Here is a 25,189-nt window from a genome sequence, read left to right as displayed (position 1 = left end):
CGGGCGAAAAACAGGTTTGGACGCGGGAGAGAGCGGGAAGGTAAAATGAAAAAAGTCTGATAGGTTTGCGAAAAAAGGGGATCCGCGATGATCTGGGAAGCTCTGCTTTACACGCTGGGCACGGGCGCGGGCGCATATATGGTGTGCTTGTCCCGCCGGCCGGCTGGCGTAAAGCGTTGGGATGACGCTGCGTTTTTGCAGGGATGGGGACTGATCGCCTGGGGAGCCGGCCACCTGCTGGCTTTCATCCCGGCCGCGTGGGTCCGGATGATCAGCCTGTCCTTGTGCTTGTGCTTTTCGCTCCTTTTTCTGCTGGCGCTGCACGCCTTGTTTTCCCCGTTCCTCTGCCACGAGCGGTGGAAGACGGTGCTGGACGCGATGACGCTGTGCGCCATGTTGGGCACTTCTGCCGTCTGCCTGCTGCTCATGCCGGACATGGCCCGCCACTTGGCCGCCCAGATGGCGCTGCAAAGCGGGTTCCTGCTGCTGCTCCCGACCGTCTCCCTGGCTCTCGCCAATCGGCGGATGGCGGATGCGGCCCGAGAGGAACGGCAGCGCCTGCTTGCGGCCACCCTGCTGTTCACGGCTTTGGCGGCGGCGGTGCCCTTTTTGCCTCCGGCTCTGCTGTTCGGAGCGGGGGCGGCTTCGCTCGGATTTCTCTGCCGGTCGCACCAGCGGCGTGAGCGCGGCCGTGAACGGTCGCTGGCGAGCGACGACTGCACCCATTCGTACGAAAGGCTGACATTTTCTCTCCATGATACCGCCATGGTGGCGGTGCTGCTGGCGGGAACCGTGGTCGCAGCCGTAACCGTCGCCGGCATTCCGCGCCTCAGTCTGATCGGCATGGGCCTGGGGGCTCTGGCCGCGTTGGCGAGGCTGGCGCTGACGATCCGGGCCAACCGGATCTTGATGGGACGTGCCTTTTGGCATGTGGGCAGCCTGGAGCGGAAGTTTGCGGAGCAGCTGGAGCAGATTCGGCGGAAAAACGCCCAGATGGCGCAGCTTCTGCAGTTGAAGCAGCGCTACGAACAGCTCCTGATTGTCAGCAACGAGCAAAGCATGAGGGAAGTGAGCTACGAAAACCTGCAGCAGGTGATCGAGGAACTGGTTGACGCCTGGTTCACCAAAATGGGCACGCTTTTATACCTGCGGCTGTCGCTGGAGTCGGCGGATGGCGTCGTCTATTACGAGAGCGTCCGGGGCAATCCGGACCATCCGCACATTCGGCATACGGTGGCGGAGCAGATCGTCGTCGACGAACAGCGGGATTCGCCGCTTGCGCCCCGCTACGTGGTGGTGCTGGCCAAGACCGCGGCCGAAGAGGCGGACGAGAGGGAGATGGAGCACCCCTTTTACCAACTGCTCGCGGTCAACGTGCGGGGGCTGGTCCTGCGCTGTCTGCACGAAAACCAGTCGCTTGAACTGCGCCTGATGGAGCAGGAGATGGAGCTGGCGCGGAGAATTCAACTGCTGCTGATCCCCGAGGAACGGATGGTGCTGCCGCGCCTGCAGGCAAAAGCGGTCTATCTGCCGGTTGCCTACGTGGGCGGGGATTACGTGGATTACGTCCGGATTGACCAGCGCTACACCTGCTTTGTCGTGGCGGACGCATCGGGACACGGCCTGCCGGCCAGCCTGATGGCCAACGGCATTCGCAGCGCGCTGCGGGCCGTGATCCAGACGTGCTGGGAGCCCGATCTGATTCTCGACAGGCTGAACAACCTGCTGTATGCGGATTTGAGCAAAACGCGCTCGTTCATCACGATGCTGATCGCGGTGTACGACGCGGTTGCCCACAAGCTCTTTCTCAGCCGGGCGGGCCATCCCCAGCCGGTTTACCTGTCGGCGAGCAGGGTCGGCCTGCTCCCCTGCGCCGGGGGCTTGGGCCTGGGGCTGTCGCCCGACAGCCGCTACGTCCGGGAGGAAATGCCGATTGCCGAAGACGGCATGCTGCTCGTCTACACCGACGGCCTGCCGGACCTGAAGCAGCGCGATTCGAGCCGCTATCCCGACAAGTGGCGCCGGGAATTGTCCGCGCTGTGGGACGAATGCCGGACATCGCCCGAAGACCGCATCGCCCTGGTGGAAAAGCGCGTCTGGGAACTGACCCGGGCCGGGCAGCAGACGGATGACATATCCTTGTTGATCCTTCAGTTTCAATCGGCTGCGAAGAAAGAGGGGGAAGGAGCATGATACTGTGTGAGCGGTGTCCCGACGATCCCGCCTGCCGCAACTGCCTGAACGAACTGCGGGCGGGTCGCTCGGCGCAAAAGGTGCTGCCGCCCCGGCAGGTTCGTCTGACGCTTTTGGCGGACGGCGTGGAGGCCGTCGCGGAGCTGCGCGCGGTCAGCCGGACGGCAGTGGGGCTGTACTGTCCCGGGCAGCCGCTGCAGGGCCGGATCGAGGTGGAACTGGCCGCTGACTTCCGGATTATCGGCAGCGTGGTCCAGGGGATCCGCAACGTGCCGTATTACGTGCTGGATATTGAAAAGGTGCTGCGCCGGGACGAGGTGCTGGAGCGGCTGCTCCTGGAGGAGTTTCACAGTTGGCATCTGAGCGGGGAGCTGGACCCGGCCGCGCTGTTGAAAAGCATGCGGGAGCGGGACGACGAGCGGAGCCGGATGATCAAGCAGGAACTGCAGAAGCTCTCCATCCTGCGCCAATTGGAGGCGATCTACCTCTACCTGGTGGAAGACGGCCACCTGCGGCCGCTCGGGACGGCTCGGGTGGACGAGCCGCTGGAGCGGGAGATGCGCCGCCTGGCGGCTCGGGCGGCGGACGGCGGAGCCGCGCTCAGGGAACAGGTGGTGGCGCCGGACGGGAGCCGTGTCTACGAGCTGTACGTGTCTCCCCTGCCGGACCGGACGTGCGGCCTCGCCCTGATCGACATCACGGCGGCCATCGCCGAGGAGCGGCGGCGGCAGAAAAAAGAGTGGGACTTGTACAAGCAGGTGCTGGCGGCGGTGACCGGCGACAAGCTGGTCCTGTTGACCGACGAGGAACTGTTTGCGCTGATCAGGGAGGGGCAGATGCTGGCCGCCATTGACGTGCGGGCTCCGGAGGATTTGGGCAGGCTGCGGCGCGAGTGCAGACGGGTGCTGGAGCCGCTCGGAATGGCGGACAAGCGGCTTATGCAGTACATCGTGGCGCTGAACGAAGCGGCCAGCAATACGCTGAAGCACGGCAGCGGCGGAACGGTCACCCTCTACCGGGCGAATGGGGATGTGTGCCGCGCCGTCGTCCATGACCAGGGGGGCGGCATCGACCTCGAAGAACTGCCGCGGGCGACGCTGATCCAGGGCTATTCCACCCGCGAATCGCTGGGAGTCGGGTTTCACGTCATGCTGCGGTGCTGCGACCGGCTCTTGATCGGCAGCTCGCCGGCGGGGACGAAACTGGTCTTGGAGTGCCGCGTCCACCCTGTGTGAATGTTTGGGAAATGGACAGAAGGGTAACAATGTAAGCAGAGGAGCCGTCAGTACCGTTGACGTGATGAGAAAATCAAGGAGAGGAGTTTGCGCATGGAATACCGGGCAATGGAAGCGGACGGACAGGCCGCGCTGTTTTTCGCCGGAGAACTGGACATGGCCGTAGGGGACAAAGTGGGGCGGCTGCTGCGCGAATACGGGGAGCGGAATCAACAGGTGACGGTTGATTTTCGTGACGTGACGTTTGTCGATTCATCGGGGATCTGCAGCCTGTTTTTCACCACCAAGGACCTGCTTGCGGCGGGCAAACAAGTGGAAATTGTCAACGTGCGGGAAGAGATTTTGGACATCCTGGAACTGCTGGGGTTTGCGGAGGCGCTCGGCATTGGCGTCAAAAAAGCGTAGGAGGCCGGGTTTGACGGGCCGTGCGCAGTTTGTATATAATAACGTAGGATCAACAACGCCACAGTGAACAAGCGATGAACGGGAAGAGTAGGCCAGGACGCCTTGGCAGAGAGGGAGAATCATCTGCTGCGAGATTCTCTAAGGCAGGGAATGGTCGAAGGTCGCCCGGGAGTTGTTTCGGTGAAGCGGTGCCGCTTAGCCGAAACCGGTCAACAGCCGTTATGTGTCAGAGGGAACGCACGTCCCCGCCTGTTTTCCGGGAGGTCGTGCGTTAACAAAGGTGGTACCGCGAAACAATCCTTTCGTCCTTTGGATGAAAGGCTTTTTTTATTTTCCGAAGGAGGCTGTGCTATGTCGACACAACCGACGCAAGACATCGACCATCTGCTGCCGAAGAACTACGATCCGAAGGCGGCGGAAAGCAAATGGTATCCGTACTGGATCGAAAAGCAGTTTTTCAAGGCGGAGCGTGATCCGGACAAACGTCCGTTCACGATCGTCATCCCGCCGCCGAACGTGACGGGCAAGCTGCACCTGGGGCACGCCCTGGACACGACCCTGCAGGACATCATCACCCGCGCCAAACGGATGCAGGGCTACAGCACGCTGTTCCTGCCGGGGATGGACCACGCCGGGATCGCCACCCAGGCCCGCGTGGAGGCCAACCTGCGCGAACAGGGCATATCCCGCCACGATCTGGGACGGGAGAAGTTTCTGGAAAAAGTCTGGGAGTGGAAGCACATCTACGCCCAACACATCCGCGACCAGTGGGAAAAGCTGGGGCTGGCGCTGGACTATTCGCGCGAGCGCTTCACCATGGACGAAGGGCTCTCCCGGGCGGTTCGCGAGGTGTTCGTCCGCCTCTACGAAAAAGGCCTGATCTACCGCGGCAACCGCATCATCAACTGGGACCCGGTCGCCCGCACGGCCCTCTCCGACATCGAGGTGATCTACAAAGAGGTGAAGGGCGCGCTGCACCACATGCGCTACCCGCTGGCTGACGGCCGCGGCTACATCGAAGTGGCGACCACCCGTCCGGAGACGATGCTGGGCGATACCGCCGTCGCCGTTCACCCGGATGACGAAAGATACAAGCACCTGATCGGCAAAACGGTGATCCTGCCGATCGTCGGCCGGGAAATTCCGATCGTGGCCGACGACTACGTCGACCCAGCATTTGGTTCCGGCGCCGTGAAAATCACGCCGGCCCACGATCCGAACGACTTTGAGATCGGCCTGCGGCACAACCTGCCGCAGATCGTGGTCATGGACGAAACCGGCACGATGAACGAAAACGCCGGCCGCTATCAGGGCCTCGACCGCTTCGAGTGCCGCAAGCAGATCATCAAGGACCTGACCGAGCAGGGCGTCATGTTCAAGATCGAGGAGCACATCCACCAGGTGGGCCACAGCGAGCGGAGCGACGCCGTCGTCGAGCCGTACCTGTCGACGCAGTGGTTCGTCAAGATGCAGCCCCTGGCCGACGCCGCCATCGCCAATGCGTACAGCGAGAACAGCGTCAAATTCGTGCCGGAACGCTTCAAGAACAACTACCTGCGCTGGATCGAAAACATCCGCGACTGGTGCATTTCCCGCCAGCTCTGGTGGGGACACCGGATTCCGGCCTGGTACTGCCAGGACTGCGGCGAGACGATTGTGTCCCGCGACGACGTGACCGAGTGTCCGCACTGCCACAGCCACAAGCTGGAGCAGGATCCGGACGTGCTCGACACCTGGTTCTCGTCCGCGCTCTGGCCGTTCTCCACGCTGGGCTGGCCGGAAGAGACCGAGGACATGAAGTACTTCTATCCGACCAACGTGCTGGTCACCGGCTATGACATCATCTTCTTCTGGGTCGCCCGGATGATTTTCAGCGGCCTGGAGTTTACCGGGCAAAATCCGTTTGAGACCGTGCTGATCCACGGCATCATCCGCGACTCCGAAGGGCGCAAGATGTCCAAGTCGCTGGGCAACGGCGTCGACCCGATGGAAGTCATCGAAAAATACGGGGCCGACGCGCTCCGCTTCACGCTGGCGACGGGCAACTCGCCGGGCAACGACCAGCGCTTCTACTGGGAAAAGGTGGAGGCGAACCGCAACTTCGCCAACAAGATCTGGAACGCCTCCCGCTTTGCCCTGATGAACATGGCCGGCTTCCGCTACGAGGACATTGACCTGTCGGGCGAGCTGTCCACGCCGGACAAGTGGATCCTCTCCCGTCTGCAGGCCACCATCGCCGACGTGACCCGTCTGATGGACGCGTTTGAGTTTGGCGAAGCGGGCCGGGTGCTGTACAACTTCATCTGGGACGATCTCTGCGACTGGTACATCGAGATGGCCAAACTGCCGCTCTACGGCAGCGACGAGGCGGCGAAGAAGACGACCCAGTCCGTGCTCGTCACCGTGCTGGATCAGACGCTGCGCCTCCTGCATCCGTACATGCCGTTCATCACCGAGGAAATCTGGCAGGCGCTGCCGCACCAGGGCGAGAGCATCACGGTGGCGGCGTGGCCGACCGTCAACGAACAGTGGATCTTCCCGGACGCCGAGGCGGAGATGAACCTGCTCATGGAAGTGATCCGCAGCGTGCGCAACATCCGCGCCGAGGTCAACGTGCCGATGTCCAAAAAGATCGAGCTCTTGATCAAACCGGGCGACGCCGTTGCGCTGGAACGCCTGAAGCGGGGCGAAGAGTACATCGTACGCTTCTGCAATCCCGAACGCCTGGAGATCAGCGAGCAGTTGGCGACGCCGGACAAGGCGATGTCCGCCGTGGTGACGGGCGCCGAGCTGTTCCTGCCGCTGGCCGGCCTGATCGATCTCGACCAGGAGATCAAGCGTCTGGAAAAAGAGCTGGCGACGCTGCACAAGGAAGTGGAGCGGATCGAGAACAAGCTGAACAACCCGGGCTTCATGGCCAAAGCCCCGGCAAAAGTGATCGACGAAGAAAAGGCCAAACTGGCCGATTACATGGAGAAGCGGGACAAAGTGATTGCCCGCCTGGCGGAACTGAAAGGCGAATGAACCGCCGTCCTTTCGCATATTTTTGAGAATGGAGCAATGCGGTATGAACGAAAACCGTTTGGAAGGATACAGAGAAACGCTTGACTGGCTGCACGGGCTGCTGAGATTCGGGCAGAAGCCGGGCCTGGAGAGGATGCGGTGGATGCTGGAGGAACTGGATCATCCCGAGCGCAGGCTGGCGTTTGTCCACGTCGCCGGCACGAACGGGAAAGGCTCCACCTGCGCCTATTTGACGCAGATGCTGCTGGAAGCCGGTTACAGCGTGGGCACGTTCACCTCTCCGTATCTGCTCGATTTTCGCGAGCGGATTCGGTTCAACGGCGTCATGATTCCGGAGGATGACCTGGTGGCGGTGGCCAACGAAGTGAAGCCGCTCGTGGAGCGCTGCGCGGCGGAAACGGAGTACGGTTCGCCCACGGAGTTTGAGGTGATCACCCTGATCGCCATCCTCTACTTCGCCAAGATTGCCAGACCCGCCGTTGTCGTGTGGGAAGCGGGATTGGGGGGACGGCTCGACTCCACCAACGTCGTCTATCCGCTCGTTTCCGTCATTACCAACATCGGCATGGATCACACGGATGTCCTCGGAGACACCCTGGAGGAGATTGCCCGGGAAAAAGCGGGGATCATCAAACCGGGTGTGCCCGTGGTTACCGGCGAACGGCGGCCGGAGGTGCTCGCCGTTTTCCGGGAACACGCCGAGAAAACACGCAGCACGCTGTACACAATCGGTCATCACTTTGACGTTGAGCAGCAGGAGGAGCGGATGGGCGAGCAGCTCATCCGCTACCGCAGCCTGCACCGCCGGCACGAGGCCGATTACCGGCTGGCCATGAACGGCCCCCATCAGGCGGAAAACGCCGCCGTTGCCCTGATGACGATCGACGTGCTGCGCAACTTCTTTTCCTTTTTGCTGGAAGACGAAGAAATTGCCCGCGGTCTGCAACAAACGCGCTGGCCAGGACGTCTAGAAGTCGTCTCGTCAAGACCGATGGTCGTGTTGGACGGGGCACACAACCGGGAGGGAATAGAAGCGCTCGTGAGCAGTCTGGAGCGGTTGGTGACGGCCGACACCCGGCTGCACCTGCTGTTTGCCGGACTGGCGGATAAGCCGCTCGCTCGGATGGCGGAGGCGCTCAAACCGCTGCAAGGGCGTGTGAAGACCATTCACCTTGCGACGTTTGACTTTCCTCGCGCCGCCGGGAGCCGGCAGTTGTACGATGCGTTTTGCTCGGGAGGATGGCAGGCGGAAAGCCTCGAGTCCGTTTCCGACTGGCAAGCGTTTCTTTCTTCTTGGGTGAAGGACAGCCGGAGGGCAAACGGCGACGATTGGTTGGTTGTCTGCGGTTCGCTCTACTTCATCGCCCAAGTTCGCGCTTTCTTTCCCACTACAGTAGAAGAGGCAGGTGAATAGGGTGGATCAGGCCCAACGCGTCCACTTTGTGGGCATTGGCGGATATGGCATGAGTGCCATCGCCCGCGTCTTGATCGACCTTGGCTACAAGGTAACCGGCTCAGATGTCGCAATGAACGACCTGGCCAAAAAACTGGTGGAACGGGGAGCCGTTGTGCATATCGGCCACGACGCCAAACATGTCGAAGGCAGCGATCTGGTCGTATATTCCACCAGTATTCCAAAGGATAACCCGGAAGTCGTCGCGGCGCAGGCGAGCGGCATTCCCGTGCTGCACCGCTCTCAGATGCTGGCCCGCATACTCAACGAGCGGACGGGCGTGGCCGTTGCGGGCGCGCACGGCAAGACGACGACGACTTCGATGATCGCCCACGTTCTGGAAGAGTGCGGGGTGGACCCGACGTTTATCATCGGCGGAGAACTGCTGAACGCGGGAACCAACGCGAAAGCGGGCAAAAGCGATTTCGTCGTCGCGGAAGCCGACGAGAGCGACGGTTCCTTTCTGGAGTACCGGCCCGTGTACGAAATCGTCACCAACATCGAGCCGGATCACCTGGAACATTTTGGCGGCGATTTCAATAATCTGAAGCGGGCGTACGCGCAGTTCCTCAGTCACTTGAAAACGGGCGGAAAAGCGATCCTGTGCCTGGACGATCCGCATGTCCGGGAGATGATGACAGCCGTATCCGAGACCGTCATCACGTACGCCATCCACCCGTCGTTTGCGGATCAGGCGGAGTTCAGCGCACGGTCGATCGTCTGCGGCGACCGCCGCACCCACTGCGAGGTGTACCGCCGCGGGACGCTGCTCGGCGAGCTGACGCTTCACGTACCGGGCAAGCACAACGTCGCCAACGCGCTGGCGGCCATCATCGTCTGCCTGGAAGCCGGACTGAACTTCGCCGAGATTGCGGAGGCACTGGCCTCGTTCAGAGGGGCGAAACGGCGGTTCCAGATTATCGGAGAGGCGCGTGACATTCTCGTGGTGGACGACTACGCCCACCATCCGACGGAGATCATCGCCACGCTGAACGGCGCCCGGGCGTCGGGCAGGCGCGTGATCGCCGTCTTTCAGCCGCAGCGATACACCCGCACGTATTTTCTCATGGATGAGTTCAGCCGGGCGTTCAAAGAAGCGGACGAGGTGATCGTCACCGACATCTACTCCCCGGCAGGCGAGGCCAAAATCGAAGGAGTGACCGCCGAAGCGCTGGTGGAAAAGATCCGCACCAACAGCCACCCGCGCGCGCAGTACATCCCGACGAAAGAGCAGGTGCAGGAGCATCTGGTCAACGCGCTGCGGCCCGGCGACATGGTCCTGACCATGGGTGCTGGCGACATTTGGAAATCCGCCTACTGGCTGGTGGAAAAGCTGGTCAAGTAGCGGCATGCACATGCGGAAAACGGCGAAAAACGCCCGGACGACGACGGTCCGGGCGTTTTTTTGCGGGGGCCCCTGCAGGAGAAGTGCATAACTTAGTACCAGGTACTAATACTTAGTGTTATAATAGGGAGTACAATACGAGCGAGGTGAGGAAACATGAGTATGGAAACGGCATCGAAAGCACGCATCACGGCCATTGGCACCTACGTGCCGGCGCGTGTGCTGACCAACTTTGACCTGGAAAAGATGGTGGACACGTCGGATGAGTGGATCGTGCAGCGCACCGGCATACGGGAGCGGCGGATTGCTGACGAAGACCAGTTCACCAGCGATTTGGCGATCGCCGCTGTTGAGGACATGATCAGGACGTATGGGAAAACGGTGGCGGATGTCGACCTCATTCTCGTCTCCACGACCACGCCGGACTACCCCTTTCCCAGCGTCGCCAGCCGGATTCAAGCCCGCTTTGGAATCGGTCAGGCGGGAGCGCTGGATGTGAATGCCACCTGCGCCGGGTTTGCCTATGCCCTGCACATGGCCAACGGCATGATCAGCGCGGGTCTGCATCGAAAAGTGCTGGTCGTGGCGGCGGAAACCTTGTCCAAGGTAACCGACTACACGGACCGGACCACCTGCATCCTGTTCGGCGACGGTGCCGGGGCGGTGCTGGTGGAGCGGGATGAGCAAAACCCGGGATTCCTCGCCGCCCATCTGGGGACAAAAGGCGAAGGAGGCATTCATCTCTACCGCACGGGGTTGTCGCGGCGAATGGGCGAGGCGGAACTGGCAGGAAACGGCTGTATCGTGCAAAACGGCCGGGAAGTGTACAAATGGGCGGTCACCACGGTTCCCAAAGGCATGGCGGAGGTGGTGGAGCGGGCAGGACTCACGCTGCGGGACGTGGATTGGTTCATTCCCCACAGCGCCAATTTGCGGATGATCGAGTCCATCTGCGAAAAAAGCGGATTTCCGCTGGAGAAGACGCTGTACAGCATGGAGTACTACGGGAATACTTCGGCGGCCACCATTCCGCTGGCGCTTTCGATGGGCATCCGCGACGGAAAGGTGAAGCCCGGGGATACCCTGCTCCTCTACGGCTTTGGAGGCGGGCTGGTGCACGCCGGTCTGCTGGTTAAATGGATGCCGTAATCGGTCGCAAGAGGCCGCCCGGAACACATCCGGGCAGCCTCCTTCTATTCGCCTTCACCTGCTGTCAATGCTGGCCGGAACTTTCCGCGGGCTTCTTCTGCCGCGTCCGCTCCAGAGGGAGCACCCGGTTCAGCAGGTTGTAAATCCGCTTCGATTCCTTCGTCAGCAATGGTCCCAGAATCGCCAGAATTAACACGTAAAGGGCGGCAAACGGCTGGAGGATGTCGAGAAGGCCGCCGGCTTTGCCCAGATTCGCCATGATGATGGAGAATTCACCGCGTGACACAATGGTGAGTCCGATGTTGGAGGAAGCTTTGGGAGACAGGCCGGCGCTCCGTCCGGCGAGCAGACCGGCCGTAAAGTTGCCGATCAGCGTGATCACGACGGCCGCGATTGACAGCCACACGGCCCCGCTCAGCGCCAAGGGATCGATCGTCAAGCCGAAACTGAAGAAGAACATGGCGCCAAAAAAGTCGCGGAAGGGCAGAATCATGTGCTCGATTCTTTTCATATGCTCCGTTTCCGCCAGCACCAGGCCGACGAGCAGCGCTCCGATCGCCTCTGCGACGTGGATCGTCTCGGAGAAGCCGGCGACCAGAAAGAGGCCGGAAAACACGACGAGCATGAACACTTCATTGGATTTGATCTGCAGCGCGCGATTCAGGAAGGGGACAGCTTTTCGTCCCACGATGATGAACAGCAGCATGTAGCCGAGCGCGATCAATGCGGAAGAAATCACGCCCGCAATCGATGAGGCCCCGCTCAGCACCAGTCCGGACAGGATGGAGATGTAGAGGGCCAGGAAGATATCCTCAAACATGATGATGCCGAGGATCATCTCCGTTTCCGGATTGGCCGTCCGTTTCAAGTCGACCAGCACTTTTGCCACGATGGCGCTGGACGAGATGGTGGTAATGCCGGCAATCACCAGCACTTCCTTGGCGGGAAAACCGGCGGCCCACCCGAACAGAAGCCCAAGCGTGAAGTTGATGGCAATGTAGATGGTGCCGCCTACGGCGATCGAGCGCCCTGCTTTGATCAGGCGGCCGACGGAGAATTCAAGCCCCAGGTAGAACAGCAGGAACAGCACGCCTACCCGGCCCATAAATTCGATGAGCGGAGCACTCTCAATGAAGCGAAGGTCAAACAGGCCGATATCAGGGGCGTGGGGCCCCACCGCCATGCCGACCAGAATGTAGAAGGGAACAATGGAAAAGCGGAGTCTGATGGAAATGAAGCCGGCGATTGCAATCAACGCGATGGCCAGGCCAACCTCAAACACGATGTGCTCCAATATCATTCACCTCCCGTGCTAAGCGTGGTTTTTAACGCCTTCACCTGCTTTCTTTCCCCGGCAACCACCAGGGTTGAGCCGGCGGAGAGAACCTGCTCCGGCCCGGGACTGATGATCTGTTTGTGATCCTTTTCAATGACGGCAATGACGATCGCCCCTGTATTTTGGCGGAGGTCCAGTTCGCCGATCGTTTTTCCGACGCAGAACGAACCGGGTTCGATCTTGTACCATTCGATGACCAGTTCATCCAGGGCAATTTCAATAGAATCGAGGGCTTTCGGCTTATAGGTCATCCCGCCGATAATGCCGGCTACCTGGCGCGCCTCGTCGTCATCCAGCGTGACCATGGAGATGTTTTCATCCTGGTCGTCCTTGTCAAAGTGGTACAGCTCTCTTCGACCGTCGTCGTGAATGACGACCACCAGCTTGTCTCCTCCCCTGGTATCGATTTGATACTTTCGCCCGATACCAGGCAAGTCACACTCCCGAATATTGAACACAACAATCGCCTCCTGTCAGATGAGCTAACGTCAACCATGTCTTCAACGAGGGGGAGGGAAATCTTTCATGGTAGTATGGCGTGCATTCCTCTCTTTTATTGAATACGGCGTTGACATAAGTATATTCGAATACGATTATATAAAGTACGACGTCAAATCGTATACATTTTGAAACAAGATGATTCAAAATTGACACATTTGGCAAAGGTGATACGTCCGTGGCAAACAAACAATATCAGTTGACGGAGGCGGAATGGCAGTTTATTCAGAGAATCCGGCAGATGAACATGGACACCTTTCTGGATATCATCATCGCCCTGCGAAACGAAATCAAGGCGCTGGAAAAGAAGGCGGAAATCGTGAAGGAAACGCAGAAGCAGGGATGGCAAGAGGATTTCCGATACGTCAACGAGCGCATAGACCACCTGCACCAGTTTGAGCATGGCCTGCGAAAAACGAGATCGCTGGATTGACGCGTGCGGCCGCGCTCTGTTTTTGTCCCATTGCAAGGAAATAGAATCGTTGCAGGGAAGAAAAACGGGGAGGGAGCATCGCTGTGGACATGTGGGGAGCGCTCTTCGCGGGCGGCCTCGGTACTGCCGCCGGCTGGTACGTCTGGAGACAGGCCTGTCGTTTTGGCCCGTCCGCTCCCTGCCGCTCTCCGCTTTTCCACCGAGCGGCTGTGTCGCTTCTCTGCGGCATCCTGTTTGCCATCGTCCGGATGCAGGACGGGAGAGGCATCACAGAGCAGCTTCCCACCCTCCTACTCATTGTATTCTGTCTGCTGGTTTCCCTGACGGATGTTATGTTCAGGCGCATCCCCAACGCCGTCCTGCTGGCGGCGCTGCCCGTCCTGCCGGGCCTGCGTTGGCTGGAGCATTCGGACGTCTGGCTTTCCTCGCTGTTGGCAGGGGGCTTCGGACTGCTGCTGTTCGGGACCATCTCCGCGCTTCGGCCTGACGCGGTGGGGATGGGGGACGCCAAACTGGCGGGCGTGCTGGCGGCGGCGGTCGGCTGGCGGACGTTTGTCGGTGGACTTACCGTCGGCTGCGCGCTGGCGCTGGCGGCAGGCGTCCTGATGCTGTTCGGCGGACGGGCGGGACGGGGGGCGTCGCTGCCGTTTGCCCCGTTTCTATGTGCGGGCGTCCTCGCCGTCTACGTGCTGTCATAACCTGTCCCTGTCCGACGTACACTGGTACAAACAGAGCCGGTTTGGAGGAGGGCGTTGTCGTGAGCGGGCAGAGAAAAACGCAGGTGACGGTAAAATTGAACGGCGAGCGGTGGGAAGGAAGCCGGACGGAGAAGAAAACGGGGCAGGCGGACGGAGGACAGCCCCCGATCGAGTGGCGGAAGGCGGCGGGGATTCCTCCCGTTCCGACCGTCAAAACGTCGCGGGAAGAGGATGCGTGGTCGCTCTTGAGAGAGCTTCGCGGAAAGAACCCGCAGGTGCCGGGAGAGCGGGAAAGCGGCGGCGAGCCGCAGCGGGAGGTGGAGTTCTCCCCGGATGAGGAGGGGAGCGGCCGTCTCGGACGCGGCCGGTTTGTCCTGCCGGGATGGATGCGTGAAGGCACGGTAGCAAAAAACCTGTTTGCCACCGGCGGCGCCGTGGCGATCGGGCTGGTGTTCGGACTGCTGGTGCTCAGCGTGTTTGGCGAAGAGCAGCTTTCCCGGTCGTATCAAAGCGTGTTGAGCGATACCGTGACGACGTTTTCGGCCGGGGGGACGGGAGGAAAGACGGACGGGATGAAAGCAGCCGGACCGACCCCTCCCGAAGCTGCGGGGACAAACGCGGCCGGCACGGAGCAGGCGGTGGAGCTGCGGCTGCCGGAGGAGCGTTTGCACGTGGCCCAGACCGGAGTGTTTCAACCGGAGGCGTCCGCCGCAGAGGCGATCAAGCCGTTGGACAAAGCGGGCATCCCGCACTTTCTGTACAAGGGGGAGGACAAACAGTATCTGTTTGCCGCCGCGGCACCCACCCGTGACGCGGTGCTCGGATTTGCCAGCAGCCTGAAGGCAAGGGGAATGGACGTCTACGTCAAGGAATTGGTCCTGCCGGGCTTCTCCGGGAGCGTCTCTGTAAAAGGAGCGGCGGGGACAGCCCAACCGGCGGATTTGAACGCGTTTTTCCAAACCGGTCTGGAGATGGCCCGCACCCTGGCCGGCCAATCCGGTCACGTGATCAGCTCGGCCCAGCCGGCGCTGTCCGCAGAGGAGGCGTCCGCGCTCAAGGAACAGCACCGCCGCTTTCTGGAGCAGAGCCGGGCCGTTTCCGCGCCGGAGTCGTGGCAGTCCCTGTTCGCCGGAATGGTCAACGGCATGAACCAGGCGGTGCAGGCCCGCGACAAAATGGCGGAGGCGATTGCCGGCAGCAAGACGGCCAGCGCGGAATCGTACGCCTGGCAGGTGCAGGCAGGCGTGCTGACGTTCTGGGAGAACTACGCCAACTGGGTCCGGCAGGTGAAGGCGGAGGAATAACGGCACAAAACCAAGACTTCCATGCAGGTTTTCTTGCAGGAAGTTTTTTCTTTTCATACAGTAGTCATCAGGGATTGTTTCGCCCTGTCCCATTTGCTACACTTATGGTTGGCAAAAAAGAAATCCCTTGAGAGAAAAAGATGTTCGAACAGCTTCGTTCCGGTGCTGCCGGGCTGCCGCACGGCACCGGTCGGGCAGCCGTCGTCGGCTGCGCCGCACCCATGCGGGACGGATGCGGGGAAGGTGGTTCGGACGCAGAGACAAGAGGGAGATGAGGGATTTGAAGGGGAAAGAAACACTTACGCTTCTGCTTCTTTTGATTTCCGGGATGTTATGCGGCAGTATCCTGGGAGAGATTTTGGGACCATGGATCCCGTTTCTCGCAAAGAGCAAAGAGATATCATGGACCCCAGCGGCAGATTTGGAAATCCTGAAGTACGACCTTACCGTTCAGGTAAAACTAAATCTGGCCAGTATGGGAGGGCTTGCTCTCGCCTTTTGGATATATCGCAGAATGAAGTAGGTTGAACATGACATGAAAACAGAAACATCACTCATTTTGGCTTCCTCGTCGCCGAGGAGGCGGGAACTGCTGCAGACGTTGGGTCTGCCGTTTACTGTCATGACCAGTGACGTGGACGAGACGACGCAGCCGGGAATGTCCCCGGAAGCGGTGGTGGAAGAATTGGCCCTTCGCAAGGCACGGGCCGTTGCTTCCCGCCTCGACGCCGGCGTCGTGCTTGGCTCCGATACCGTCGTGGTCCTGGACGGACGTATTTTGGGCAAGCCGGCTGACGAGCCGGACGCTTTTCGCATGCTCTCCGCGCTCCAGGGGCGGGAGCATACCGTGTACAGCGGCGTCGCCCTGATCGATGCCGCGACCGGCCGCTTCGAGGTGGCTCACAGCAAGACCGCGGTGCGGATTCGCCCGCTGACCGAGCGGGAAATTCGCTCCTACATCGCGACCAAGGAACCGATGGACAAGGCCGGATCCTACGCCATTCAAGGCATTGGCTCCACTCTTGTGGAAAGCATCGAAGGCGACTACTTTACGGTGGTCGGACTGCCGCTGTGCTTGACGGCCGGCATGCTTTCCCGCTTTGGGATCACCCTGCTGTAACGCTGCAGTGCTGCTCACACCGCGGCAACGGCCTCTCCCCGCTCAGGACGCTTCTCTGCCAGCCGTTTCCGCAAACCGATCACGTTTTGCTGGAGGCGGTAAAAAATGTCGGCAACCACCTGTAACGAAACGCGCAAGAAAAACGTCCCTTACTATGACCGTCCAAGGGAAAGACTGCTTCGCGAAGGAGCGGGCCATCTGTCCGATGCCGAGCTTCTCGCGATCCTATTGCGCACGGGCAGTGAGCAGCAGACGGCGTTTGAACTTGCCCAGCGCTTGCTGGCTACGTTTGGCGACTTGCGCGGCCTGGCCCAAGCCTCTCACACCGAACTCACCCGCTTGAAGGGAATCGGACAGGTGAAAGCGATCGAGCTGCATGCTGCGTTCGAGTTGGGGCGCAGACTGCTGGGGGGTTCGGGGCAGCGCCGTGCGTCCATCCGTCTGCCGCGCGACGTGGCGGAACTGATGCTTCCGGAGCTTGGCCATCTGACGCAGGAGCATTTTGTCTGTCTGTTCCTCAACACCAAAAATCACGTCATCGGCAAGAAGACGATTTTTGTCGGGAGCCTGGACACCTCCATCGTGCATCCGCGGGAAGTATTCAAAGAAGCGATTCGCTGCAGCAGCGCGTCGGTCATTTGTTTACATAACCATCCCAGCGGCGACCCAACGCCCAGCAGGGAAGACCTCGCCATTACCCACACCCTGCGGGAAGCCGGCGAACTGCTCGGCATTACCCTGCTGGACCACATCATCATCGGTGACGCCAGGTACGTCAGCTTGAAAGAGCAGGGCTACCTGTAACGGGCGGGCACCGGCTCCGCAAGAAGGACCGGCTTCACCGAGCATGCTTTACCAGAGCTTTTTTTCTCATCATAGGTTTGTAACCGGACAAAAGCGGAAGGAGTTTTTTTATGTTTGGTGGATTTTCTCGTGACATGGGGATTGACCTCGGCACTGCCAATACACTGGTCTATGTAAAAGGAAAGGGAATTGTCGTTCGCGAACCGTCCGTCGTGGCGATCCGCACCGACACCAACACCATCGAAGCGGTCGGGAACGCGGCCAAGAGCATGATTGGCCGTACACCCGGCAACATCGTCGCCGTTCGCCCGATGAAGGACGGCGTCATTGCCGATTTTGACACGACGGCAACGATGATGCGCTACTTCATCAACCAGGCGCAGAAGAACCAGGGGCTGTTCAGCCGCCGCCCCAACGTGATGGTTTGCGTTCCGTCCGGCATTACCGCGGTGGAAAAACGGGCCGTGGAAGACGCCACCAAACAGGCCGGCGCGAAGGAAGCGTACACCATCGAAGAACCGTTTGCTGCAGCGATCGGCGCGGACCTGCCGGTGTGGGAACCGACCGGCAGCATGGTCGTGGACATCGGCGGGGGTACGACGGAAGTGGCGATCATCTCCCTCGGCGGCATCGTGACGTCCCGGTCCATCCGCGTCGCGGGTGACGAAATGGACGAGGCCATCATTCAATACATCAAACGCAAGTACAACCTGATGATCGGCGAGCGCACCGCGGAAACGCTGAAGCTGGAAATCGGTTCCGCCGTCGCTCCCGACGAGCTGGAGACCGTCGAGATTCGCGGGCGCGATCTGGTGACCGGGCTGCCGAAAACACTTTCCGTCAGCAGCGCGGAGATTGCCGAAGCGCTGGCGGAAACGGTGGCGGCCATCGTCGAAGCCGTGAAAGTAACGCTGGAGAAAAGTCCGCCGGAGCTGGCCGCCGACATCATGGACCGCGGCATCGTGCTCACCGGCGGCGGAGCGCTGCTGCGCAATCTGGATCGCCTGCTGAGCAAGGAAACCGGCATGCCGGTGCACGTGGCGGAAAACGCCCTGGACTGTGTCGCGATCGGAACCGGCCGCGCGCTGGAAAACCTCCATCTGTTCAAATCGAAACACGGAATTACCTCTTCCCGCCAAAAGCGCGGTAAATAATCGGAGGTTGCGGCATGTCGTTTTTCGGGAACAAGCGGCTGATTATTGTGCTTGTGGGCCTGGTCCTGTTGATCTCCATCGTGGGCTTTACGTCCCGGGAACGGGCTCGCCTGACCTGGCCGGAGATGTTTTTCAAGGATGTGTTCAGCGTGGTGCAGGGGATCTTTTACCGCCCTGCCCATGCTGTTTCCACCTTTTTTCAAGAAGTTGGCGACGCGTACAACGTGTACGAAGAAAACCGGGCGCTGAAGGCAAGCCTGGACCAGTACGCCCGGATGACGGCGGAGCTGCACGCGCTCCAAGCGGAAAACGAACGCCTGCGCAAGCTTTTGCAAGCGGAGGAGTCGTTGAAAAACTCCTATCAGCTTCGCTACGCCGAAGTGGTGGCGAGAAATCCGGACACCTGGAACAACGTCATCACGATCGACAAGGGTCTGAAACACGGCATCAAGAAAGACATGGCGGTCATGACCGCCAAGGGATTGATCGGTCGGGTGCAGAGCGTGGCCAACTTTTCCGCCACCGTGGAGCTTTTGACCAGCTACGAGCGGCGTGATAACATCTCGGCCACGATTCAAACCGTGCAGACGGTCAACGGCACCGTTACCCACCATCCCGTCAGCGGTGTCATTGAAGAATACGATTCGCAGGAACGCCTGCTTGTCATGCGCAAAATTCCCTGGGGAGAGAAAATCGAGCCAAAGCAGCAGGTGATTACCTCCGGATTTGGCGGAGTGATTCCGCCCAATCTGCCGGTTGGATACGTCGTGCGGGTCCAGCCTGACGATTACGGACTGACGCAGACCGCCTATATCCAGCCGAGCGCCGACTTTTCCCAACTGAACGAAGTGATGGTGGTAGAGCGCAACTTCTCCTTCTCGCCCACCGGCGAGCTGATCCCCAATCAGCCGCAGGGACAGCAGACAGCTCTGACCCAGCAGCAGGCGTCTCAACAGGCAGGTTCAGCCGCGCGGCAGCAGGCAGCCCAGCAGTCGCAGCCGTCCGCAGCATCGGGTCGCGGCGCTGCTCCGTCCAGCTGGCAGGGAAGCGCGGCTGCGGCTGACAGCGGAGGTGGACAGTAATGCCGCGGTTTCTCCTCGCTGTGACGCTGCTTTTGCTGTTTGTTCTGGAAGGAACGCTGGTTCAGGTCTTTTTGCCTGACAAATGGGGTCTGTCTTTGATGACAGTACCCCGCTTTGCGCTTGTCGGCACCATTCTCGTTTCGATGTTTTTGGGACGGCGGGAAGGACTCTACTACGGACTGGCGCTCGGTTTTTTGCAGGATGTGCTGTACGGGCAGGTGATCGGCCTGTACATGATGACGATGATGGTGGCCAGCTACTTTGCGGGATTGATCGTCTTGTTGTTTCAGCGGGGCTTCGGGATGGTGTTTGTTACGTGCAGCCTGATCCTGTTCGCCCACGAGTGGCTGCTGTACAGCCTCCATCTGCTGTTCACCACGGCACCGGTTGACGTGCAGTGGATGCTCAACCGGCAGATCCTGCCGACCGTCGCGCTGAATGTGCTGTTTGCCCTGGTGATCTACACACCGATCAAGAGTCTGTGCGAATCCGTGCAGTCCAAGCGCGACCTCCCGTTGGAGTAGCGGCGCAAGCGGCCGGGTCATCCCGGCGGGGAACTGGAAAGGAGGAGAGGGGTCGTGGACGAAAAGAAAGAACAGCAGTCGGACATTCCCGTTCGATTAAATGTTCTGTTTTTGCTTGTGTTCCTGTTTTTTGCCGCCATCATCCTGCGTCTCGCCTACGTCCAACTGGTGGAAGGGGAGCAGTACCGACACGAACTGGAGAAATTCAGCATCCGCGAGCTGCCGATTTCCGCCCCCCGCGGCCGCATCCTGGACCGAAACGGCGAGGTGCTGGTCTCCAACAAGCCGGTGTACACGGTCACCTACGTGGAGGAGCAGGGGCAGGAAATCGACGAGGAAAAGGTGGCTGATCGGCTGGCCCGCATCCTGACGATGGACGGCCTGAAAATGGGGACGGACAAGGAACTGCTGAAAAAGACGGTCGAACTGGGCTCCACGCTGCCGGTTGCGTTTGGCCCCGAGGACACGAACAAGCTGATCGCGCAGATCGTGCCCAAGCTGCAGCAGGTGCCGAAGGTAAGCCAGATCGACGGCATGTCCGACTTTCAACTGGTCAAGACGGCGCTGTACGTCGGGTTGCATGTGCGCTCTCCGTTTGACGACACGTCGCGGAAAAATGCGCTGAGTCTGCTCAAAGCGAAGCTGAACGACCCGGGACAGCGCTCGGCGCTGGACGAAATGTCCGATACGGAGCTCTTGAAATACGCCATCGCCAGCAATGTGGAACTGAAGCTGACGCTGGACAAAGAGTACCGGGACGACCTGAGCAAGCAGGTCAAATACCAGATCAACATTCTGCCCAACCCCGAGGATTTGAAGCAGAAATCGGATACGGAACTGCTGCGCTACGCGGCCATTTTTGACCTGGACGTAAAGCTGCCGCTCAACGACCAGCAGCGCCAGTTCCAGTGGCACAAGCTTTCCCTGCTGCAGGAAATGCGCTCTCCGCATATGCCGAGCTACATCCCGCGCCGGGTAAAGGTGAACATCTCGGATCAGGAGCGGTATCAAATCGAGGAGCGTCTGTCCGAGCTGCCCGGCATTTCCGTTGTGCTGGAACCGGTGCGGAAAATTATCGAGGACGTGGACGGAACGCCGTTTGGCACCAACTTCCTCGGCTATATCAACGCCATCAAGCCGGAGCAGTTGAAGGAGTACCAGGCGCAGGGATACAATCCGTTCGACCGCGTCGGCGTGACCGGTTTGGAGGCGTATTACGAGCGCTATCTGCGCGGCAAGGACGGCGTGATGCAAGTGCACGTCAACAAGAACTCGGAGACGGTCGAGAAGCAGATGAGCCGGGAGCCGGAACCGGGCAACGATCTGGTGCTGGCGATGGACTGGCGCTTCCAGAGCAAGGTGGAAGCCATTTTGAGAGAGGAGTTCCTCAAGTTCAAAAGCAAACCGTCCACGCCGAAGGAATTCAAGGAGGCCCACGTCCTGGTGATGAACCCGAACACGGGGGAAATCCTGGCGATGGCCAGCTATCCGGATTACGATGTGAACTGGTACTACGACCGCAAGAAGTTTAACGAGGTGTATTCGTCGGTCATCCTGCCCAACGAGGCAAACCGCTTCATTTACACGCCGTTTCCTCCGGCGTCCACCTACAAGCCCATGTCGGTGATGATCGCCTTGAACGAGGGACTTACCACCCCGAACGAGACCATTATCGACCGCGGGGGTCTCAAGGTGGGAAACACGTTCAAACGGAACTGGAAACCGGGCGGACATGGGGCGGTCAACGCCCGCCGCGCGCTGGCGGTGTCCAACAACACCTACATGTACGAGATGGCGATCCGCCTGGCGGGACGGGCGAAAAACCACTGGTCCGAACAGTTCTCCGTGCTGGACTACTACAACGCGCAGTTCGGACTGGGCGTCAAGACGGGCATCGATCTTCCCGGCGAGAAAACGGGATGGGAAAACCCCTACACGCACTACGGCAACCTGGCCGACGCCTTCATCGGCCAATACGACCTGTTCACGCCGATTCAGATCGCCCAGTACGTCTCCACGATCGCCAACGGTGGATACCGGGTGCGGCCGCATCTGGTCAATGAAATTCGCCGCGGCACGACGGACCCGAAACAGCCCGGGCAGACATTGACCGTGGTCGAACCGCAAGTGCTGAACCGGGTCAACGTCAATCCGAAGTACATCCAGGTGGTCAAGGAAGGGATGCTGGCAGTGACGAAGCCCGGCGGTACGGCGGCGCGCACGTTCCAGGGCCTTCCGTTCAACGTCGGGGCCAAGACGGGGACGGCGCAGACCGGGCGCAAGGCGGAAAACGCCCTGCTGGTCGGATTCGCTCCGTACGAGAACCCGCAATTGGTGTTTGTCGTGCTCGCTCCCGACAGCTTGCGCAACGGCACGTCCAGTTCGGACGCCACCGGTCCGATTGCCCGCAGGCTGCTGGAGGCGTACAACGAAATGTATCCGGGCGTGCTCGCTCCCGCCTCTCACGCCGCTTCGCAGCAGCAGCCGGCTGCGGCCGATCAGCGCTGATGCCGCAGCCGACTGCGTTCGGCAATTTTTTTAACCGGAGCAGGAATCTTTTGTAATAGTGGCGAATGGTATCGGTCGAGGTGAAACAGGTGACGACTGTGAAAAACAAGGTCACGATCAAGGGAACAAAAGATGGTCTCGTCTTTTTCATGGATGACGCCTGTTCCTTCGACGAACTTCTGGCCGATTTGCGTGAAAAGATAGAGCACAGCCATCAACAGATCTTGTCGGGTCCGTTGATTCGCGTTTCGATTAAATTGGGAAAAAGGTACTGCTCCCCTGAACAGCAGGAGCAGTTGACGCAAATTATCCGGCAAAAAGGCAATCTGGTGATCCACACGATCGAAGCCGACGTGATCACCAAGGAAGAAGCGTTTGCCGAACGTCTCAAATCGACTTTTTCCGTCCAGGTACACACGGTTCGTGCCGGGCAGGTGCTGGAGTTCGACGGCGATCTGCTGCTTCTGGGAGACGTCAACCCGGGAGGCATCGTGCGGACGACGGGCAGCATTTACGTGCTGGGCCATTTGCGCGGGTACGCCCACGCCGGGATCAACGGGGATACGCAGGTGATCATCGCCGCCGCGGTCATGAATCCCACCCAACTGCGCATCGCGGAAGTGATCAGCAGACCGGGAGAAGAGTGGGCGAAAAACGGCGGCACGGAGTTCGCCTATCTGGAGGACGGTACCATGCTGGTAGCCAAAATGAACTATCTGCCCCGGATTCGCCCCGAATTGGGCGCGAAAAAAGTGTGAGGCGTTGAGGGTAAGAGGAGGAACGGACGTGGGTATTGGAATTGTCGTAACATCAGGAAAAGGCGGCGTGGGCAAGACGACCACTTCCGCCAATTTGGGAACGGCGCTCGCTCTCTTGGGCCAGAAAGTCTGCATGGTCGATACCGATATCGGACTGCGCAATCTGGATGTGGTCATGGGACTGGAGAACCGCATCATCTACGACCTGGTGGATGTGGCGGAAGGGACCTGCCGCCTGCCGCAGGCGCTGATCAAGGACAAGCGGTTCGAAAACCTGTCCCTGCTGCCGGCCGCCCAGACCAAGGACAAGTCGGCGGTTTCCCCCGAACAGATGGAGGAAATCATCACGCAGTTGAAACGGGAGTTTGACTACGTCCTGATCGACTGCCCGGCCGGGATCGAGCAGGGATTCCGCAACGCGGTGGCGGGCGCGGACCAGGCGATTGTGGTCACGACGCCGGAGAAAGCCGCCGTCCGTGACGCGGACCGGATCATCGGGCTTTTGGAACGGGAACAGGTCGGCATGCCCAAGCTGGTGATCAACCGCGTGCGGCCGCACCTGGTGAAAAACGGCGACATGCTCGATGTGGAAGATATCCTGGATTTGTTGGCCATTGACTTGATCGGCGTCGTGCCGGATGATGATTATGTCATCAAATCGGCCAACCAGGGAGAGCCGGCGGTGATGAACCACGAGTCCCGTGCGTCCATCGCCTACCGCAACATCGCCCGCCGCCTGTTGGGCGAAGCCGTGCCGCTTCAGCCGCTGCAGGAAAAGACGGGCGTGCTCCAAAAGGTGCGCAGGTTTTTCGGATTGAAATAAAGCGTTTTTGTCATACCAAAAGAACAGGAGTTTTCCTGTTCTTTCATTCTTATCGGCGCGGATGCGCAGCGGATTCCAGGAAGCCGTGTCCCTCATGAGAAGGGGAGCCAGGGAGGACGAAGGAAGGACTATGTTTGACCTTGAAAAACGACATCTCAAATCGATCGACTGGCCGATTGTCATGATCCTGTTTGGCTTGGCCGTCTACAGCTACATCGGCATCGCCGGCTCAGCCGCGGGTGTTGACAAAGCCAACCAGCAGATGCTCTGGTACGCAATCGGTTTCATGCTGCTTATCGCTACGCTGCTGTTCGACTATCGGCTTTATTACTCCATGTCGTACGTCTTGTACGCCATCGGCATCATCCTCTTGATCGGCGTATACCAGACGGAGCCCATCAACAACGCGACGAGCTGGTACCGCCTGCCGGGGGGCGTTTTGTTTCAGCCGTCCGAGCCGATGAAGCTGTTTACCATCTTGACGGTGGCCCGCTACCTGTCCAACAAGGCTGACGATCCCGACCGATTCCGGTATTTCTATCAGCTCATTCCCGTCGGGCTCATCGTGGCCGTGCCCATGTTGATGATTTTGGTGCAGCCCGATTTGGGAAGCGCACTGGTGTACTGCAGCATTCTGGCCACCATGCTGATCGTGGGGGGCATCCGGCTCAAACACGTGCTCTACCTGGGCACGCTCGTCGGCAGCTTTTTCGGCGTCATGACGCTTCTGTACTTTTACAAGCAGTCGATTTTCTTCAAGATCATCAAGCCGTATCAGTGGGATCGGATCAAGTTCTGGTTGAACCCCGACCTGGAAGCGATGGGGCGCGGTTTTCAATTGAAGCAATCGCTGATCGCGATCGGCTCCGGCCAACTGTTCGGCAAAGGCATTGACACGCCGACCCAGGCCAGTTTCGGCTGGGTCCCCGTCGGCGAAAGCGACTTCATCTTCACCGTCATCGCGGAAAAGCTCGGCTTCGTCGGGGCGGGGGTGCTGATGATCCTGTTCTTCTTCCTGATTTACCGGATGATTCGCATCGCGATGGAGGCAAAAGATCCGTTTGGCTCCTACGTGGTGGCGGGGGTGGTCGGCATGCTGACGTTCCAGGTTTTCGAAAACATCGGCATGACCATCCAGTTGATGCCCATCACCGGGCTCCCGCTGCCCTTTATCAGCTACGGCGGCAGCTCGCTTTTGACCAACTTTCTGATCATCGGCGTCGTCCTGAACATCGGGATGCGCAAGGACACACTGCGTTTTGACTAAATGCGTGACAAACCGATCCGGATGTGATACACTCAATCTAAGTTAACCAGTTTTACTAGCTGTAGTGATTTGATAT

At 59.8% G+C, this 25,189-nt stretch carries 22 protein-coding genes and 1 other annotated feature; of the genes, 20 read left to right on the top strand and 2 right to left on the bottom strand.

Features of this window, described 5'->3' with window-relative positions:
- Nucleotides 1-87: 87 nt before the first annotated feature.
- The 7 genes from M516_RS25830 to M516_RS0101210 all read left to right on the top strand — a co-directional run bounded on the left by M516_RS25830 (nucleotide 88) and on the right by M516_RS0101210 (nucleotide 10,804).
- The gene (locus M516_RS25830) at nucleotides 88-2,193 is read left to right on the top strand and encodes a PP2C family protein-serine/threonine phosphatase (protein WP_238550890.1); all 2,106 of its coding nucleotides are present in this window, start codon (nucleotides 88-90) and stop codon (nucleotides 2,191-2,193) included.
- Nucleotides 2,190-3,428 (top strand): ATP-binding protein, encoded by a 1,239-nt coding sequence (locus M516_RS0101235; protein ID WP_029097494.1) that lies wholly within the window; start codon nucleotides 2,190-2,192, stop codon nucleotides 3,426-3,428. The genes M516_RS25830 and M516_RS0101235 overlap by 4 nt, the downstream gene beginning before the upstream one ends.
- A gap of 93 nt (nucleotides 3,429-3,521) precedes the next feature.
- Nucleotides 3,522-3,833 carry an STAS domain-containing protein gene (locus tag M516_RS0101230; protein ID WP_029097493.1) on the top strand — a complete coding sequence of 104 codons (312 nt, stop codon included), beginning with the start codon at nucleotides 3,522-3,524 and terminating at the stop codon, nucleotides 3,831-3,833.
- A gap of 65 nt (nucleotides 3,834-3,898) precedes the next feature.
- Nucleotides 3,899-4,146, top strand: a binding site (T-box leader).
- A gap of 38 nt (nucleotides 4,147-4,184) precedes the next feature.
- On the top strand, nucleotides 4,185-6,857 hold the full coding sequence (locus M516_RS0101225; RefSeq protein ID WP_029097492.1) for a valine--tRNA ligase: 2,673 nt from the start codon (nucleotides 4,185-4,187) through the stop codon (nucleotides 6,855-6,857).
- A gap of 43 nt (nucleotides 6,858-6,900) precedes the next feature.
- Nucleotides 6,901-8,271 carry a bifunctional folylpolyglutamate synthase/dihydrofolate synthase gene (locus M516_RS0101220; RefSeq protein WP_029097491.1) on the top strand — a complete coding sequence of 457 codons (1,371 nt, stop codon included), beginning with the start codon at nucleotides 6,901-6,903 and terminating at the stop codon, nucleotides 8,269-8,271.
- A 1-nt stretch (nucleotide 8,272) separates the two neighbouring features.
- Nucleotides 8,273-9,655, top strand: coding sequence for a UDP-N-acetylmuramate--L-alanine ligase (murC, locus tag M516_RS0101215; RefSeq protein WP_029097490.1), 1,383 nt, complete (start codon nucleotides 8,273-8,275; stop codon nucleotides 9,653-9,655).
- Nucleotides 9,656-9,811: 156 nt separating this feature from the next.
- Nucleotides 9,812-10,804, top strand: a complete 993-nt coding sequence (locus M516_RS0101210) for a ketoacyl-ACP synthase III (RefSeq protein WP_029097489.1) — start codon at nucleotides 9,812-9,814, stop codon at nucleotides 10,802-10,804.
- A 64-nt stretch (nucleotides 10,805-10,868) separates the two neighbouring features.
- Here the strand turns inward: M516_RS0101210 and M516_RS0101205 are convergent, their stop codons facing one another.
- Complete coding sequence (locus M516_RS0101205; protein WP_029097488.1) at nucleotides 10,869-12,098, bottom strand: cation:proton antiporter; 1,230 nt, start codon at nucleotides 12,096-12,098, stop codon at nucleotides 10,869-10,871.
- 2 nt (nucleotides 12,099-12,100) lie between these two features.
- A complete protein-coding gene (locus M516_RS0101200) occupies nucleotides 12,101-12,598 on the bottom strand; it encodes a cation:proton antiporter regulatory subunit (RefSeq protein WP_029097487.1) in 498 nt (165 codons plus the stop codon).
- Nucleotides 12,599-12,816: 218 nt separating this feature from the next.
- Between M516_RS0101200 and M516_RS0101190 the strand changes: the two genes are divergently transcribed.
- The 13 genes from M516_RS0101190 to rodA all read left to right on the top strand — a co-directional run bounded on the left by M516_RS0101190 (nucleotide 12,817) and on the right by rodA (nucleotide 25,113).
- Complete coding sequence (locus M516_RS0101190; protein ID WP_029097486.1) at nucleotides 12,817-13,071, top strand: hypothetical protein; 255 nt, start codon at nucleotides 12,817-12,819, stop codon at nucleotides 13,069-13,071.
- Nucleotides 13,072-13,160: 89 nt separating this feature from the next.
- Nucleotides 13,161-13,769: a prepilin peptidase gene (locus M516_RS0101185; RefSeq protein ID WP_238550905.1), complete on the top strand. Its 609-nt coding sequence runs from the start codon at nucleotides 13,161-13,163 to the stop codon at nucleotides 13,767-13,769.
- Nucleotides 13,770-13,828: 59 nt separating this feature from the next.
- Nucleotides 13,829-15,073, top strand: coding sequence for a hypothetical protein (locus tag M516_RS0101180; protein WP_029097484.1), 1,245 nt, complete (start codon nucleotides 13,829-13,831; stop codon nucleotides 15,071-15,073).
- 232 nt (nucleotides 15,074-15,305) lie between these two features.
- Nucleotides 15,306-15,596, top strand: a complete 291-nt coding sequence (locus tag M516_RS0101175) for a DUF4321 domain-containing protein (RefSeq protein WP_338010424.1) — start codon at nucleotides 15,306-15,308, stop codon at nucleotides 15,594-15,596.
- Nucleotides 15,597-15,608: 12 nt separating this feature from the next.
- On the top strand, nucleotides 15,609-16,193 hold the full coding sequence (locus M516_RS0101170; RefSeq protein ID WP_029097482.1) for a Maf family protein: 585 nt from the start codon (nucleotides 15,609-15,611) through the stop codon (nucleotides 16,191-16,193).
- 105 nt (nucleotides 16,194-16,298) lie between these two features.
- Nucleotides 16,299-16,997, top strand: a complete 699-nt coding sequence (radC, locus tag M516_RS0101165) for a RadC family protein (RefSeq protein WP_029097481.1) — start codon at nucleotides 16,299-16,301, stop codon at nucleotides 16,995-16,997.
- Nucleotides 16,998-17,107: 110 nt separating this feature from the next.
- Nucleotides 17,108-18,151 carry a rod shape-determining protein gene (locus M516_RS0101160; protein ID WP_029097480.1) on the top strand — a complete coding sequence of 348 codons (1,044 nt, stop codon included), beginning with the start codon at nucleotides 17,108-17,110 and terminating at the stop codon, nucleotides 18,149-18,151.
- 14 nt (nucleotides 18,152-18,165) lie between these two features.
- Nucleotides 18,166-19,233 carry a rod shape-determining protein MreC gene (gene mreC, locus M516_RS0101155; RefSeq protein WP_029097479.1) on the top strand — a complete coding sequence of 356 codons (1,068 nt, stop codon included), beginning with the start codon at nucleotides 18,166-18,168 and terminating at the stop codon, nucleotides 19,231-19,233.
- The gene (gene mreD / locus M516_RS0101150; protein WP_029097478.1) at nucleotides 19,233-19,757 is read left to right on the top strand and encodes a rod shape-determining protein MreD; all 525 of its coding nucleotides are present in this window, start codon (nucleotides 19,233-19,235) and stop codon (nucleotides 19,755-19,757) included. Before mreC ends, mreD begins: the two co-directional genes overlap by 1 nt.
- 54 nt (nucleotides 19,758-19,811) lie before the next feature.
- A complete protein-coding gene (locus tag M516_RS22500) occupies nucleotides 19,812-22,265 on the top strand; it encodes a peptidoglycan D,D-transpeptidase FtsI family protein (RefSeq protein WP_044899562.1) in 2,454 nt (817 codons plus the stop codon).
- A gap of 89 nt (nucleotides 22,266-22,354) precedes the next feature.
- Nucleotides 22,355-23,023, top strand: a complete 669-nt coding sequence (gene minC, locus M516_RS0101140; protein WP_029097477.1) for a septum site-determining protein MinC — start codon at nucleotides 22,355-22,357, stop codon at nucleotides 23,021-23,023.
- A gap of 28 nt (nucleotides 23,024-23,051) precedes the next feature.
- Complete coding sequence (gene minD, locus M516_RS0101135; RefSeq protein WP_029097476.1) at nucleotides 23,052-23,846, top strand: septum site-determining protein MinD; 795 nt, start codon at nucleotides 23,052-23,054, stop codon at nucleotides 23,844-23,846.
- Between the two features lie 130 nt (nucleotides 23,847-23,976).
- Nucleotides 23,977-25,113 carry a rod shape-determining protein RodA gene (rodA, locus tag M516_RS0101130; protein ID WP_029097475.1) on the top strand — a complete coding sequence of 379 codons (1,137 nt, stop codon included), beginning with the start codon at nucleotides 23,977-23,979 and terminating at the stop codon, nucleotides 25,111-25,113.
- Nucleotides 25,114-25,189: the final 76 nt, after the last annotated feature.

Source organism: Brevibacillus thermoruber 423, assembly GCF_000454065.1.
Classification (GTDB): domain Bacteria; phylum Bacillota; class Bacilli; order Brevibacillales; family Brevibacillaceae; genus Brevibacillus; species Brevibacillus thermoruber.
The sequence above is the reverse complement of the archived record's forward strand: the minus strand, read 5'-3'. Positions and strand labels throughout refer to the sequence as shown.

Bases quoted from the DNA above. Each gene is read 5' to 3' on its own strand.
- M516_RS25830 (WP_238550890.1), top strand. From the start codon at position 88: ATGATCTGGGAAGCTCTGCTTTACACGCTGGGCACGGGCGCGGGCGCA.
- M516_RS0101235 (WP_029097494.1), top strand. From the start codon at position 2,190: ATGATACTGTGTGAGCGGTGTCCCGACGATCCCGCCTGCCGCAACTGC.
- M516_RS0101230 (WP_029097493.1), top strand. From the start codon at position 3,522: ATGGAATACCGGGCAATGGAAGCGGACGGACAGGCCGCGCTGTTTTTC.
- M516_RS0101225 (WP_029097492.1), top strand. From the start codon at position 4,185: ATGTCGACACAACCGACGCAAGACATCGACCATCTGCTGCCGAAGAAC.
- M516_RS0101220 (WP_029097491.1), top strand. From the start codon at position 6,901: ATGAACGAAAACCGTTTGGAAGGATACAGAGAAACGCTTGACTGGCTG.
- M516_RS0101210 (WP_029097489.1), top strand. From the start codon at position 9,812: ATGAGTATGGAAACGGCATCGAAAGCACGCATCACGGCCATTGGCACC.
- M516_RS0101185 (WP_238550905.1), top strand. From the start codon at position 13,161: ATGTGGGGAGCGCTCTTCGCGGGCGGCCTCGGTACTGCCGCCGGCTGG.
- M516_RS0101175 (WP_338010424.1), top strand. From the start codon at position 15,306: ATGCGGGGAAGGTGGTTCGGACGCAGAGACAAGAGGGAGATGAGGGAT.
- M516_RS0101170 (WP_029097482.1), top strand. From the start codon at position 15,609: ATGAAAACAGAAACATCACTCATTTTGGCTTCCTCGTCGCCGAGGAGG.
- radC (WP_029097481.1), top strand. From the start codon at position 16,299: ATGTCGGCAACCACCTGTAACGAAACGCGCAAGAAAAACGTCCCTTAC.
- M516_RS0101160 (WP_029097480.1), top strand. From the start codon at position 17,108: ATGTTTGGTGGATTTTCTCGTGACATGGGGATTGACCTCGGCACTGCC.
- mreC (WP_029097479.1), top strand. From the start codon at position 18,166: ATGTCGTTTTTCGGGAACAAGCGGCTGATTATTGTGCTTGTGGGCCTG.
- mreD (WP_029097478.1), top strand. From the start codon at position 19,233: ATGCCGCGGTTTCTCCTCGCTGTGACGCTGCTTTTGCTGTTTGTTCTG.
- rodA (WP_029097475.1), top strand. From the start codon at position 23,977: ATGTTTGACCTTGAAAAACGACATCTCAAATCGATCGACTGGCCGATT.